The organism is Rhodococcus sp. DMU1, assembly GCF_012272955.1.
GTDB lineage: Bacteria > Actinomycetota > Actinomycetes > Mycobacteriales > Mycobacteriaceae > Rhodococcus > Rhodococcus aetherivorans.
Map to the genome: position 1 here is coordinate 220017 of NZ_CP050953.1, position 14007 is coordinate 234023.

Genomic DNA, 14007 nt, shown 5'->3' on the forward strand with positions numbered 1-14007 from the left:
CCCCTGGCGTTCGCTTCGCCCTTCGCCGTCAAACGGCGGGACGACCATGCCTGTGCAGTCGACACGCGATAGCTGCGGCCGCCACGACCTAGACGAGGAAAACCCGTGTTCGACAAGATCCTGGTGGCCAACCGCGGCGAGATCGCTGTGCGCGCGTTCCGCGCTGCATATGAGCTCGGAGCCGCCACAGTGGCGGTATTCCCGTATGAAGACCGGAATTCCACGCATCGATTGAAGGCGGACGAGTCGTATCAGATCGGGGTGTCGGGGCACCCGGTGCGGGCGTATCTGTCGGTGGAGGAGATCATCGACGCGGCGCGGCGGTCCGGCGCGGATGCGATCTATCCCGGTTACGGGTTCTTGTCGGAGAACCCAGATCTGGCGGCGGCGTGTGCGGCGGCGGGGATCACGTTCGTGGGTCCATCGACCGAGGTGTTGGAGCTGACGGGCAACAAGGCCCGAGCCGTGGCGGCCGCGCGTGAGGCAGGTCTGCCGGTCCTGACGTCCTCGAAGCCGTCGGCCGACGTCGATGAACTCGTCGCCGCTGCCGAGCAGATGTCGTTTCCGGTGTTCGTCAAGGCGGTTGCCGGTGGTGGTGGCCGTGGGATGCGTCGGGTCGCGGTGATCGAGGACCTGACCGAGGCAATCAATGCGGCGTCGCGTGAGGCGGAGTCGGCGTTCGGTGATCCGACGGTGTTCCTAGAGCAGGCGGTGATCAATCCGCGCCACATCGAGGTGCAGATCCTGGCAGACACCCACGGGGACGTGATTCATCTGTTCGAACGTGATTGCAGTGTGCAGCGCCGTCACCAGAAGGTGATCGAGTTGGCGCCGGCACCGAATTTGGCACCGGAGCTGCGGGAGCGCATCTGCGCGGATGCAGTCGCCTTCGCCCGCCACATCGGCTATTCATGCGCGGGCACCGTCGAGTTCCTGCTGGATGAGCGCGGGCAACATGTGTTCATCGAGATGAATCCGCGGATCCAGGTCGAGCACACGGTGACCGAGGAGATCACCGACGTCGATCTGGTCCAGTCGCAGTTGCGGATCGCCTCCGGCGAATCTCTGGCCGATCTCGGGTTGTCGCAGGACCGGCTGCAGATCCGGGGGGCGGCCTTGCAGTGCCGCATCACCACCGAGGACCCGACGAACGGGTTCCGCCCGGACACCGGCCGTATCACCGCATACCGCACCCCGGGTGGGGCGGGGGTCCGTCTGGACGGAGGCGCAACACTGGGCGCGGACGTCAGCGCTCATTTTGATTCGATGTTGGTGAAGTTGACGTGCCGGGGCCGGGATTTCGCGACGACGATCGCGCGGGCGCGGCGCGCGGTCGCTGAGTTCAGGATCCGTGGGGTCGCGACGAATGTGCCTTTCCTGCAGGCAGTCCTCGATGACCCGGATTTCCGGGCCGGCCGGGTCACGACGTCGTTCATCGAACAACGCCCCGAGCTGTTGACCGCGCGGACATCGGCGGACCGTGGGACGAAGATTCTCACCTATCTGGCGGATGTGACGGTCAACCAGCCCCACGGCGAGCGACCGACCGCCATCTATCCACGTGACAAACTGCCCACCCTGGACCCGTCGCTGCTCGCTTCGCCGCCGGACGGATCCCGGCAACGACTGCTCGCACTCGGTCCGGAGGGGTTCGCCGCCGATCTGCGGGCGCGTCCGCAACTCGGAGTCACCGACACCACCTTCCGCGACGCGCATCAATCGTTGCTGGCCACCCGCATCCGCACGTCAGACCTGCTGGCGGTCGCACCGTATGTCGCGTCGTCGACGCCGGAGTTGTTGTCGGTGGAGTGCTGGGGTGGGGCCACCTACGACGTGGCGTTGCGGTTCCTCAAGGAAGATCCATGGGCGCGGCTGGCGGCATTGCGCGAAGCGATCCCGAACATCTGCCTGCAGATGTTGCTGCGCGGAGCCAACACCGTCGGTTACACCCCGTATCCGACGGCGGTGACCACCGCCTTCGTCGATGAGGCCGCTGCGACCGGCATCGACATCTTCCGGATCTTCGACGCGCTGAACAATATCGAGGCGATGCGCCCGGCGATCGACGCGGTACGGGAGACCAACACCGCGGTCGCCGAGGTCGCCATGTCCTACACCGGCGACCTCGCCGACCCCGACGAGACCTTATACACCCTGGACTACTATTTGCGCCTTGCCGAGCAGATCGTCTCCGCAGGCGCACACGTGCTGGCGATCAAGGACATGGCCGGGCTGCTCCGCGCCCCCGCCGCCAGGAAACTCGTCACCGCGTTGCGTCGTGAGTTCGATCTCCCGATCCATGTCCACACCCACGACACCCCCGGCGGACAACTCGCCACCTATCTTGCGGCGTGGGAAGCCGGCGCCGACGCCGTCGACGGGGCCTCGGCGGCGCTCTCCGGCACCACCTCACAACCGGCGTTGTCAGCGATCGTGGCCGCAGCTGCGCACACCGACCGTGACACCGGACTCGATCTCGCCGCGGTGTGCGATCTCGAACCGTACTGGGAAGCGGTGCGCAGGGTGTACGCGCCGTTCGAATCCGGCCTGCCAGCCCCCACCGGGCGCGTTTACACCCACGAGATCCCCGGCGGACAGCTGTCGAACCTGCGCCAGCAGGCCATCGCACTCGGGCTCGGTGACCGGTTCGAGGCCGTCGAGCGGGCCTACGCTGACGCCGACCGCATGCTCGGCCGCCTGATCAAGGTCACCCCCTCCTCGAAGGTCGTCGGTGACCTGGCCCTGGCTCTGGTCGGCCGCGGGATCTCGGCGGCGGGGTTCGCCGAGAATCCATCGGGCTACGACATCCCGGATTCGGTCATCGGGTTCCTACGCGGCGAACTCGGCGACCCTGCTGGCGGCTGGCCCGAACCACTTCGCACCAGGGCACTCGAAGGCCGGGCGGCCGCACCGGAGGTCACAGCGATCTCCGATGCTGACGAACAAGCCCTGCAACAGCCCGGGCGGGCGCGTCAGGAGACGTTGAACCGGTTGATGTTCCCTGCACCGACACGCGAGTTCGAACAGCACCGCGAAACCTACGGCGACACCTCCCGACTCTCCGCCAACCAGTTCTTTTACGGGCTGCGCTACGGCGAGGAACACCGCGTCGAACTCGAACCCGGCGTCGACCTGCTCATCGGACTCGAAGCGGTCAGTGAACCCGACGACCGCGGTATGCGCACCGTGATGGCCATCCTCAACGGCCAGCTACGGCCCGTACAGGTCCGCGACCGCGCCGTCGGCGTCGAGATTCCTGCCGCAGAAAAGGCCGAACCCGGCAACGATCACCACGTCGCCGCCCCCTTCACCGGTGTCGTCACCGTCGCCGTGGCCGTCGGGGACGAAGTCGAACCCGGCGCCACCATCGCCACCATCGAAGCCATGAAGATGGAAGCCGCCATCACCACCCCCAAGGGCGGCACCATCGCACGTATCGCCATCACCACCACCGCGCATGTGGAAGCCGGCGACCTCGTTATCGAACTGAGCTGAAGTGTCGAACGCACTACCGAAGCGAAAGAGCTTTGCAATGCCCAGCGAATCATCAACGCCACACCAGCGTCAGCTGAAGCCGGTTTCGGCGCTCGAACGATACGATCTCGCTCTCATCGAGCACTTCGCACGCTGGCTGCCCTTCGGCGGACCATCGGCCCAGACGGTGTTCGAGGAGTTCGGCATCTCCCCGGCCACTGCATACCGTCGGATGCTCGATCTGACCGAGCCCAACGTCCTCAACCGCGTCCCCCACGAACGTCGCGGAGGCCTGGAGCGCGTGGCCGCCTATCGCGTCACGTTGGCTCGCAACCTGCGCACGATCTCCAGGAGTCAACGATGACGAATCCGAACAGCGGCCCACGAATGACGTCGCTCCGGGTGGGACTGTAAGAACAACGGTGTAACTCTGAAAGGAGATACGCCACCATGACTGATGTGATCGATCGTAAGGCAGAGACGAACTCGGTTCAGCCGAGTGTCAGCGATGCGCAACTGAAGGAGCTGGTTGAGCAAGCCCGAGCCGAAGGGTTGCAGCCCGCCGGCGTATTCCCACATCGGCGACCCGGGGCCGGTCACGATGTACAGGTGATGCAGCAAGACAACGATCACGGTGAATGCTGGTGTTATATGGCAAGATTGAGTATTGTATCGATGTCGACAGTGGATGTGGTCGCTGGGGAGAACAGCAATACCTGTTGACGGCTCGTCCCATATGCATCCACCGCAGGTGACATGTCGACCAGCGGTGCGCGTGCAGCCTGGGCGAGACGGCGTGCCTCCATGTGCGGGCACGGGCAGATCCCGACACCCCCCTGCATTCGGGCTGCCAGAGCCCTGCTTCGGTGATCAAAGGATGATCGAAGCAGGGCTTTCCGTCCTTTGTAGGACATCATCCCCGTTTGGCGAGCTTCTTCCAGCACGTCAGCGCTGCAGCGAGGTGGAGAAATCCGGCGAAGTGCTCGCCGTGGCGTTCGTAGCGGATCGTCAGGCGCCGGTATCCGGTCAGCCACGCCAGGGTGCGTTCGATCTTCCACCGATCGGCCGAGGCGCTCGCCGGTGTCGACGCCCCGGCGAGCGATGCGCGGGACGATACGTCGGGCGCGCAGCCACCGGCGGTGCACGGGGTAGTCGTAGCCCTCCGCCTGCAACCGGCCGGGTCGGCGACGACGCGGCCCGCGACGCGACCGCACCGCCGGGATCGCAGTCACCAGCGGTTGGAGCATGACGCTGTCGTGAGTGTTTGCGGAGGTCACCGCGGTCACGAGCGGGATGCCCTCGGCATCGGCGAGGATGTGGATCTTCGAGCCGTTCTTCCCGCGCTCGACCGGGCCGGGACCGGTCAAAGAGCCCCCCCTTTTCGCCCGGACGTGCGCGGCATCCAGGATCGCCGCGGACCAGTCCAGGACCCCGCCGGCCCCGAACCGGCCCTGGACCTGCCGGTGCAACTCGTCGAACACCCCGGCCTTGACCCAGGTCGCAAAACGCCGGTGCGCGGTCGGGACGCTGACCCCGAACGACGGCGGCAGGTGCCGCCAGGCGCAACCGCTGGTGAGCACATAGACGATCGCGGTGAACACCGCCCGATCGTCCAGCGCCGCCCGGCCGCCGCCCTGCGGCCGCGCCCGGAACCCGGGCAGCAGCGGTTCACCGATCTCCCACAACGCATCCGGCACCAGCCGGGAAGACAACGCATCGACCACGACATGCATCATGCCGCACAGACGATCTACTCCATAAGAGACACGCTCTAATACTGCAACGACAGTTTGTGACCAAGGTTGTACCTATGGTAATTGATCTTGGTGCAGTCGGAGGTGTTGGAATGGTCAGCGGGGTTCACGGCGTTCTGCAGTCGGTTCGCACACCGGTTTTCGCAGGTGGAGGCGCGGCGGCGGATGGTGGCCTATGTCCGTGGATTGCTCGCGGAGGTCGACCGTAAGAACGGCTGGACGCTGGCCGAGGCTGCCGGGGACACCGGTCCGGAAGGCATGCAGCGGCTGCTGAACTTCTATGCCTGGGACTGCGATGGGCTGCGCGATGCGTGCGGCAGGTGGTAGTCGAGACGATCGGCGACGAGAAGACCGGGGTGCTGATCGTCGACGAGACCGGTTTTCTGAAGAAGGGCAGCAAATCCGCCGGCGTGGCCCGGCAGTATTCCGGCACCGCCGGGCGGATCGAGAACAGTCAGGTCGGAGTGTTCCTCGCCTACGCCTCCGATCGTGGTCGGGCGTTGATCGACCGGGAATTGTATCTACCCAAGTCCTGGACCGAGGACCGCGATCGCTGCCGCGATGCCGGCATCGACGACAGTAAAGAGTTTGCGACCAAACCCGAACTGGCCCAATCGATGATCGAACGAGCGGTCGACGGCGGTATCCCGTTCGGGTGGGTGACCGCCGACGAGGCCTACGGGCAGGTCGGCCGCCTGCGGATGTGGCTCGAATCCCGCGGCGTTGCGCACGTGCTGGCCGTGCCCAAGTCGCAGATGGTGATCTCGATGCAGCTACGTCAGCGCCGGGCGCACGCGGTGATCGCAGAGCTCGAGCCGTCGGCGTGGCAACGACTGTCCTGCGGCGACGGTGCCCACGGACCGCGGGTGTACGACTGGGCCGCGGCCCCGATCCGGCCGCTGCGCGAGCCGGCGCGATCCCGGCACACGATCTCGACCTCGGGACGGCCACGCAGCCACGTCGCGACCGTGTCCGCGGTGCGGTCAGGCAACAGGTCGATCGGGGTACGGGTGGTCATGTCGATGACGACGGCGGAAGTAGCCGTGTCCCCGGCGGAGCGAGAAGTCGTCGATACCCAGAACGGGCACCTCCTCGACGGGCCGGTCGGGGATCGCCCGCACCGCCCGCAGCACGGTGTCGCGGCCGACCGCGACTGGAGAGCCGGTTCTGCAAGACGGGCGCCGGCCCGTCCGGCCACCGCCAGTCCGATCGCCTCGATCATGGCCGCCGCTGCGGGCGTGCGCCGGCTCCACGGCAGCGTCAAACCCGCAATCTGCTCGGCGAAGGTCTTTGCGGCGCAGTCGGTCGTGTCGCAGAAGAATCGACGGATCCGGAGGTCGATCAGGACCGGATACCCACCGATTGCGGTATCGGCCAGTTGCCGGCGATACCGAGAATGCACTCGACGCGCTTCGCCGACACAACGTGGGCACGCCGCCCGCTCGCCCCGCGGCCGAGCCTCGATGCGGATCACCGATCCGACCCGACGGACATCGAGAACATCGAAACTCTCCAAATGCGGGAGCAAGCCCCTCCCGCCATCCTCAGCGCACCCGAAAGATCCTCAACTACCCACGTCGGTGCAGTTCAGCGACACGCCCAGCGCCATCACGGAAAGTCCGCCAGATCCACGCCTCCCTGTCCCTTGACATCAGGCCCCGCTCTGTTATCCCGCCTCGGCTGCTCTTGAAACGGCCAGACCAACGGAGGGCTCTCAGGAGTTCTTGTGTGTCCCACGCTTCCAAAACGGACACCGTGGGTCACCTACCGGCGGGACGGTAGGTGACCCACTCAGCGAGGCTGCCGTACTGAGCGGGACGCAGCGGGTCTCGGTCACTGCGTGTGCATTCGGACGAGTGTTTCGACGGGCTCTCGGGTACTGCGGTAGCGGTAGGCGGCCGCGCTTGTGTCCGGCCGACCGAACGAGATACCGAACAGGAGCTTGGATTCGGCGGAAATCCCCAGTTCCCGGCGGACGGTGTCGGCGAACATACCCAGCGTTGTCTGGGGAACGCCCGCGAGACCTCGTGCCGCCAGCGCGAGGAGGAAGGTCTGCGCGAACATGCCCACATCGGAGGCCACCCTCACGGAGTCTCCGACTTGGGGCAGGAAAAGGAAGGCGGCGTGCGGTGCGCCGAAGAAGTGGAGATTCTGTACGGAAACCGAGCGTCGTTTCTTGTAGTCTTTCCGTTCGACTCCCAGCGCCTCGTGGTAGGCGGCACCCTGAGCGTGGCGGCGATCGCCCAGCGCGCCCGTATACGCTGCCGCGTCGAATGAGAAGTCTGGATTGGGGGGGGACGTTTCCTCGGCCTCCAACAGCGCAGCAACGAGCCGGTCTCGAGCGGCGCCAGAGACGATATGGACCTCCCACGGCTGGGTATTGCAGTTCGACGGCGCCCATGAGGCGTCAGCAAGCGTCTCGTGCAACGTCACGTCATCCAAGGGTTCCGGCAGGAAGCTGCGGTAGGACCGGCGTTCGCGGACCAGCGTCCGGAACGGTGTCGTCAAACTGGTTCCGACCTCCGTCGGGTGCGAGTGCTGGGCCTGAGCCCCTCGCTGTCCGCTGCTCGCCGGAAGCCGAGACGAGTCCGCCGTCGTCGGTCCCGAAGGTGGCTGAGCCATCTAGTTGCTGCCTTTCTCGACGAACGCCCCTCGGTAGTTCGCGGCCGGGTGTCGGTCGTTGATACGCGCCGACCCAAACCACTTGTCCCGCAACGTTCCTGGAGTGTATTCGGTCTGCATGAGCCCACGTCGTTGCAGTTCCGGCACCGCGTAGCGGGAAAAATCGACGACTTCCCCGGGGCCGTTGATGAAAGAGAGATTGATACCGTCGAGGCCCGCTGCCGCCCACTCCTCGATGCAGTCGGCGACCTGTTCCCCGGTCCCCACGACATGCGGTGTCATGGGTTTGGAAATCACCTCACGGAAGGTCCACTGCTTGTTCGGAGCCGCCTCGGCGAGGGCGCGGACAGCCCCCTGCATCGCGTCTGTGTTCAGCTCTCCGATAGGTGAGTCGAGGTCCAGGCCGCTCAGATCGAGCCCCATCGCCGAGCTCTGATAGGCAAGACTCGCCTCGTCGCTCAGGAACGCCCGCATCTGCTCCGCCTTTTGCTGGGCCTCAACCTCCGTGGCACCCACGATGGCCGAGATCGCCTGGAACACAAGGATGTCTTCAGGGTTGCGGCCGGCCTCCTTCGCCAGGGCCCGCACGTCCTCGACAAAGGTAGCAGCACCTTGCGGGCTCTTTGCCGAGATGAAGATCGCCTCCGCGTTCCGGGCCGCGAACGAGCGTCCGCTGCTCGAGGAGCCCGCCTGGAAGAGAACCGGAAGTCGCTGCGGCGAGGGCTCTACACACAGCGGCCCCGCCGAGCGGTAGAACTCGCCGACATGATCGATGGAATGTACAGCCGTCGGGTCTGCGTAGACACCGGTCTCGACGTCACGGACGACCCCGCGGTCCTCCCAGCTGCCTTCGAGCAGCTTGTAGCAGACGTCGACGTACTCCTCGGCACGCGCGTACCGCTGGGCATGGTTGGCGACTTCCTCAAATCCGACATTCCGCCATGCGGACCTCTGGAACGACGTCACGATGTTCCATGCCACTCGCCCCTCGGTGAGATGATCGAGCGTCGCCACACGGCGGGAGAAGCTGTACGGATGTTCTTGGATCACGTTCGCGCTGAAGGCGAACCCGAGGTGTTCGGTGACGGAGGCGAGGGCGGGCACCAGCGCGCTAGGGTCGTTGATCGGGAATTGGACGCCACGCCGGACGGTCGCGTCTCGCGAGCCCTGGTAGGTGTCGTAGACCCCGGAGTGGTCGGCCCAGAAGATGGCATCGAACCGTGCCTCCTCGAGCGTACGAGCCAGGTCCATCCAGGACTTCAACGACCTGTAGTCGTGATCGGCCCCCAAGGGCTGATTCCAAGGCGAACCCGGAAATCCCGCTGGGGCGTTGGTCGTGAACATACAGAACCGAAGGGGCCGGTCGGCCCGCGACGTGTCCGAATCAATCTCGCGCATAATCAAACCCTTCAAACCTTCTGTCTTTCAGAATGTTTCATCGTCATCACACGGCGGATGTTGTGACAGCACCCTTACTTTGGGAGACGATGGCCGACTCCACGAAGCTCGCCGCCGTCACCAGAGGGTTGAGGACGGGAACTCCGAAGAACGCTCCATCTGTGTTCAGCTCTTCGATTCCCCTGCTGAAAAAAGTGCAGGCGAAGTAAACGACGTCAGCGCCGTCCTCGGCAATGGCCGCCGCGGCCTGCCGCACGCCGTCGGTGCGCAGGGCGTCGGTCATCGCGTCAAGGGTCAACTCGCGCAATCGTTCGGGATCGGCGGAGGTCAGGTGGTCGAGCACGTCCGGTTCCGGGTGCCCGGGGATCGACACACGACGGGATGCGTAGTCGCCCTCGCTCAGGCCGTACTCGCGGGCCATGGTCCGCCAGAAGTCCCCGCTGCCCAATGACCGGAGACGCGATGCATAGCTGTCGGGCAGCTGTCTGGGCAGGATCGCGAGTTTGCCGAACGCGTGCGACGTCCGGATCGCCGCCTCGGTGGGAGCGGAGACTGGGATCTGAACCGCCTCGCGGACGACCTCGAGGCACGGGTCTCCGGAGCAGGCGATGACCAGACCATCGAAACCTTCCGCCTGCGCCCGCTGCGCCTCCGCGATCATCGCGGACTCGATTCCGGCGACAGGCCAAGGAAGGGGTGGAGCGGCGTCACCCAGGTTCCGAACCTCGATCGTCGTATCCGGTCGGACTCGCGGTCCCACCACCTCCTGGGCCGGCGCATCCATATAACCCATGCCCCACGGGTTCAGTAACAGAATTCGCTGAGACATCGCACTCCCTTGCAAGACGCTCGTCGGTCTTTTCGTCAAAGACGAGTCTGGTAGAGAGGCTCGTGGTGCGCCCGCGCCACTTGTCGGGAGTTTTTCCGAAAGCAGCAGACAACTGTTCGAGTCGTTGCGGCGAACCCGATATGAGAGGTCGGGCTCAGGCTCCCTTGATGCCCAGAGTCCGCATCTTGCGATAGAGCGTCGAGCGCGCGACACCCAGCCGCTCGGCGGCCGCGAGTTTGTTTCCGCGCGAGTCGGCGAGCGCCGCCAGGATCGTCTCTCGCTCCGAGCGCTGCAGCGTCGGAAGTGGCGCTCCCACGGCTCGACGATATTCGGGCGGAAGGTCGGTGAGCCCGATGTCTCCGCCGAGAGAACGTAGCCGAGCCGATTCGAGCACAGCGCCGAGTTCGCGGATGTTGCCAGGCCAGGCCAGGCTGCGGAGCGCCTGCAGGGCGGCGGGCTGAATGCGTGGCGGTGGGCCGCTGTCCGGTGTGCGAAGCAGCGCAGTGGCGATGTCGGGGATGTCCTCGGGACGCTGTCGCAACGGAGGAACGTCGACCCGTGCCCCGAAATGGTCCATCAGGCGAGCAGCGTGATTACCGAGATCGGCGGTGTTGGCGGTGGCCACCACACGCGCGGCGCGCGGACTTCTCAAGAGGGCCGAGAGAAGGGCAACATGGCTTGGAGGCAGAACTTCGAGGTGCCGGATGACAACCGGTTTCGACCCTTCGAACGCGCGGCGGACCTGCATCGCCCAGTCCTGATCGACCGCGGCAAGCGCAGCCTCGAAGACGACCGCGTCATCACCCCCGACGCGGGTCGCCAGTCGGCTCTTCCCTGTCCCCGCTTCACCGGTGAGTAGGACGTCGCGTGCGGAGCGCGCTGCGGCGGTGACGTCGCTGAGCGCTCGACGCCATGTCGCACTGTGCCCGGGCAGGTCGGGGTCGGACACCGGAGCGGCCGGCTTACGGTGTGGTGATCCCGAGTTGCGTCGCCGAAGCTCGACGAGCACTCCAGCGGCACCCCCACGTCCCTCACCAACCGTCCTGCCCTTCGCCTGGACGACGTCTCCGCCATGTAGCTGCACTTCACCTGTGAACTCGCCGCGCTGAGCCTTCGACGCTGTGGCCCATTCCCATAGAAGGACGTGGTCCCTGGAATCGAGGAGCGTAGCCGCCGCAGTGTTGGTGATCAGAAAGTCCTGGTTGAGGCTGACAACTGCGCCCGACGTACGGCGTGAAGCTCTGAGGAACTCCTCGAGGAGCATGCGCTCCTGCAGCGACGCCCCTTCGTACATGCGCGCCTCAATGTCGTGCGCTGCCGTGAGCACGAGTGGGATCATCATGCCGTTGGAGTCCTGGTAGGAGCACGAGACATTGAGCACTCCCACGAGCTTCCGCGTCAGCGGATGACGCAAGGGCGCCCCCACACAGGTGAAGTTCTGGAAGTTGTCCCGGTAATGCTCCGCCCCGGCGATGGCGACGGGGGCTGAAGTCTCGATGACGCTACCGATGCTGTTGGTGCCGATGTGTTCCTCGCTGTAGATGGAGCCTGGCACACAGAACACCTCGTCGAGGTAGCGCGAATACGCAGGGTCGGCGGCCCGCCGGTCGAGTATGCGCGCCTCGGAATCGGCGAGAATGACGGCAGTCCCACTCGGGAGCTGGTCTGCGAGCCGGTCGATGACAGGCGCGGCCGCTGCGATGAGCATTTGACTAGCCCCGTCGAGGTGCGGCGAGAACGGCACCTCTATTCCATTCGGAGTTACCCCGGACAAGCGCGATCGACGCCACGACGCCACGATCTCGGGGCGAATGTCGAGAGCCAGCTGATTACCGGACAAGAACTCCTCGCGGGCACTGCGAACAGTCCGCTCCCGATGGTCAAGGAGCATGTGACACCTCCACGCCTACGGTGTGACTAACACCTCCGCGCACTTGTTATGTGACGCAAGTCAAGCTCAAGACACTGTAGCATTACTGTCTCATATCGCTACACCTCATTCGGCAGGCGTCCCGTGCTGTTGCGTAGTCGGACAGTCTCGGCGACGGCCGCTGACGCACGATTCACAGTCATAGCCGCCCCAGAATCCGCAGTGATGCGGACGGCCTACCTCGCAAACGGCACGACTGACGGAGGAGCTGGCCGGAATCTGACGACGAAAAGCCCGGTCTGTCGACCGGACCGCTGAGCGCAGCAAACCAGCTATCAGAAGGAGTTCACAGTGACAAACGCAGCACAGGCCGCGGAGCAGAAGGGCGAGGTGGACGTCGAGGCCATCGTCATCGGCGCGGGATTCAGTGGTCTTCGCTGTATGCACGAGCTTCGGTCGCGGGGAATCTCCACCAAGATCCTCGAGAAGGGCACCGACGTCGGCGGTACCTGGTACTGGAACCGCTACCCAGGCGCCCGTACGGACAGCGAGAGCTGGGTGTACTGCTACTCGTTCGACAAGGACCTCCAGCAGGAGTGGGACTGGAAGGAACGCTTTCCCACCCAGGCCGAGGTCCAGGCCTACCTCGGTCACGTCGCGGACCGCCACGACATGCGTAAGGACATCGAGTTCGGTGTCATGGTGGAAGCTGCGAAGTTCGACGAGGACTCGCAGCTGTGGACGGTCACGACGAGTACGGGCCAGACGTACACCTCCCGCTACGTCGTCGCAGCAACGGGACAGTTGGGCATTCAACACTTCCCCTTCGCGGGGGTCGAGAACTTCCAGGGGCAGGCCTACCACTCCTCGAGCTGGCCGAAGGAGCCCGTCGACTTCACCGGCAAGCGAGTCGCGGTCATCGGCACCGGAGCCACCGGCATCCAGATCATTCCGCTCGTGGCCCAGGAAGCCGAGAGTCTCACCGTCTTCCAGCGGACGCCGAACTACGTCATGCCTGCCCGCAACTTCGCCCTCACCGACACCCACCGCAATGCGATCAAGCGCGACTACGACCGCGTCTGGGAGCAGGTCCGGGACCAGCCGTTCGGAATGGCATTCGACCCGGTCAACCGGATCTCGGGCGACACCGAGCCTGCCTCTCGCGATCAGGTGCTGCAGGCCGGCTGGGAGGCGGGCGGGTTCCGCTACATCTTCGAGACATTCGATGACCTTCTGACCGATCAGGAGTGCAACGATCTGGCATCGGAGTTCGTCCGGAACAAGATCCGTGCGATCGTCAAGGACCCGAAGACCGCTGAGCTGCTCTGCCCGACCAATCACCCGGTCGGCGGCAAGCGGGTGCCCCTCGGGCACTTCTACTACGAGACGTTCAACCGTGACAACGTCACCCTGGTCGACGTCAACGCGAACCCCGTCGAGCGGTTCACCGAGAAGGGCCTGAAGACGGCGGACGGCGAGCTGGAGTTCGACGTGATCATCATCGCCACCGGATTCGACGCGGTCAGTGGAGCGCTGACCCACATGAACGTCCGCGGCCGCGACGGGCAGACGATCGAGAACCGCTGGGCCGACGGCGCGGAGAGCTTCATGGGGATGATGGTCGATGGTTTCCCCAACTTCTTCACCATCCTCGGCCCCCAGGGTCCGTTCGCCAACAACCCGCCGGTCATCGAGCACCAGGCCGAGTGGATCGGGAAGGTCATCACGCACTGCGAGCAGGAGGGCAAGCTCGCGGAGGTGTCCCGCCAGACGGTGAACGACTGGTTCCGCGTCACGCAGGAAGCCTTCGACTCGACGGTCCTCGGCAAGGGCGAAGAGGCGAACAGCTGGTATCTCGGCGCCAACATCCCGGGCAAGGCCCACAAGATCCTCTACTGGTTCGGTGGGGCGCCTGCCTACTTCGACCTGCTCGAGGAGGCGGAGCGCCGGGGTTTCGATCTCGTCGACGCCCGGTCAGCCGCAACGGTCGGCTGAGCCGAACGCACCCGACCGGTCCGTTATCGGACCGGTCGGCACCCGGGCCTTCACGTCCCGGGCAC

Annotated in this window: 9 protein-coding genes and 2 pseudogenes; 5 read left to right on the top strand and 6 right to left on the bottom strand. The window is 65.3% G+C overall.

Annotation, left to right across the window (positions count from 1 at the left end):
* Nucleotides 1–105: 105 nt before the first annotated feature.
* The 3 genes from HFP48_RS29065 to HFP48_RS29075 all read left to right on the top strand — a co-directional run bounded on the left by HFP48_RS29065 (nucleotide 106) and on the right by HFP48_RS29075 (nucleotide 4197).
* The gene (locus HFP48_RS29065) at nucleotides 106–3495 is read left to right on the top strand and encodes a pyruvate carboxylase (protein ID WP_168580830.1); all 3390 of its coding nucleotides are present in this window, start codon (nucleotides 106–108) and stop codon (nucleotides 3493–3495) included.
* Between the two features lie 37 nt (nucleotides 3496–3532).
* Nucleotides 3533–3838, top strand: coding sequence for a hypothetical protein (locus HFP48_RS29070; protein WP_168580831.1), 306 nt, complete (start codon nucleotides 3533–3535; stop codon nucleotides 3836–3838).
* A gap of 86 nt (nucleotides 3839–3924) precedes the next feature.
* Nucleotides 3925–4197, top strand: a complete 273-nt coding sequence (locus HFP48_RS29075; protein WP_168580832.1) for a hypothetical protein — start codon at nucleotides 3925–3927, stop codon at nucleotides 4195–4197.
* A gap of 190 nt (nucleotides 4198–4387) precedes the next feature.
* Here the strand turns inward: HFP48_RS29075 and HFP48_RS29080 are convergent.
* Nucleotides 4388–5207 (bottom strand): IS5 family transposase gene (locus HFP48_RS29080; RefSeq protein ID WP_168581140.1). Its coding sequence is split into 2 segments (ribosomal slippage): nucleotides 4388–4535 and nucleotides 4534–5207, totalling 822 coding nucleotides; the frame shifts between segments, so codons are not numbered across the junction.
* Nucleotides 5208–5300: 93 nt separating this feature from the next.
* Between HFP48_RS29080 and HFP48_RS29085 the strand changes: the two are divergent.
* Nucleotides 5301–6136: pseudogene (locus HFP48_RS29085) on the top strand (IS701 family transposase); the annotation flags it as partial.
* 461 nt (nucleotides 6137–6597) lie between these two features.
* Here HFP48_RS29085 and HFP48_RS32210 read toward each other — a convergent pair.
* The 5 genes and pseudogenes from HFP48_RS32210 to HFP48_RS29110 form a co-directional block, all read right to left on the bottom strand.
* A pseudogene (locus HFP48_RS32210) lies at nucleotides 6598–6702 on the bottom strand (hypothetical protein); the annotation flags it as partial.
* A gap of 359 nt (nucleotides 6703–7061) precedes the next feature.
* Nucleotides 7062–7736, bottom strand: a complete 675-nt coding sequence (locus tag HFP48_RS29095; RefSeq protein WP_246872617.1) for a nitroreductase — start codon at nucleotides 7734–7736, stop codon at nucleotides 7062–7064.
* A 114-nt stretch (nucleotides 7737–7850) separates the two neighbouring features.
* Nucleotides 7851–9248 (bottom strand): NtaA/DmoA family FMN-dependent monooxygenase, encoded by a 1398-nt coding sequence (locus HFP48_RS29100; RefSeq protein WP_168580834.1) that lies wholly within the window; start codon nucleotides 9246–9248, stop codon nucleotides 7851–7853.
* 46 nt (nucleotides 9249–9294) lie between these two features.
* Complete coding sequence (locus HFP48_RS29105) at nucleotides 9295–10077, bottom strand: aspartate/glutamate racemase family protein (RefSeq protein WP_168580835.1); 783 nt, start codon at nucleotides 10075–10077, stop codon at nucleotides 9295–9297.
* A 154-nt stretch (nucleotides 10078–10231) separates the two neighbouring features.
* Complete coding sequence (locus HFP48_RS29110) at nucleotides 10232–11785, bottom strand: helix-turn-helix domain-containing protein (RefSeq protein WP_168580836.1); 1554 nt, start codon at nucleotides 11783–11785, stop codon at nucleotides 10232–10234.
* A 513-nt stretch (nucleotides 11786–12298) separates the two neighbouring features.
* Here HFP48_RS29110 and HFP48_RS29115 point away from each other — a divergent pair.
* Nucleotides 12299–13942, top strand: a complete 1644-nt coding sequence (locus HFP48_RS29115; RefSeq protein ID WP_168580837.1) for an NAD(P)/FAD-dependent oxidoreductase — start codon at nucleotides 12299–12301, stop codon at nucleotides 13940–13942.
* The last annotated feature ends 65 nt before the right edge of the window (nucleotides 13943–14007 follow it).

What these genes read in the sequence shown, in the direction of transcription:
- HFP48_RS29105 (WP_168580835.1), bottom strand. Translation starts at nt 10,077, where the DNA reads ATGTCTCAGCGAATTCTGTTACTGAACCCGTGGGGCATGGGTTATATG.
- HFP48_RS29075 (WP_168580832.1), top strand. Translation starts at nt 3,925, where the DNA reads ATGACTGATGTGATCGATCGTAAGGCAGAGACGAACTCGGTTCAGCCG.
- HFP48_RS29110 (WP_168580836.1), bottom strand. Translation starts at nt 11,785, where the DNA reads ATGCTCATCGCAGCGGCCGCGCCTGTCATCGACCGGCTCGCAGACCAG.
- HFP48_RS29070 (WP_168580831.1), top strand. Translation starts at nt 3,533, where the DNA reads ATGCCCAGCGAATCATCAACGCCACACCAGCGTCAGCTGAAGCCGGTT.
- HFP48_RS29100 (WP_168580834.1), bottom strand. Translation starts at nt 9,248, where the DNA reads ATGCGCGAGATTGATTCGGACACGTCGCGGGCCGACCGGCCCCTTCGG.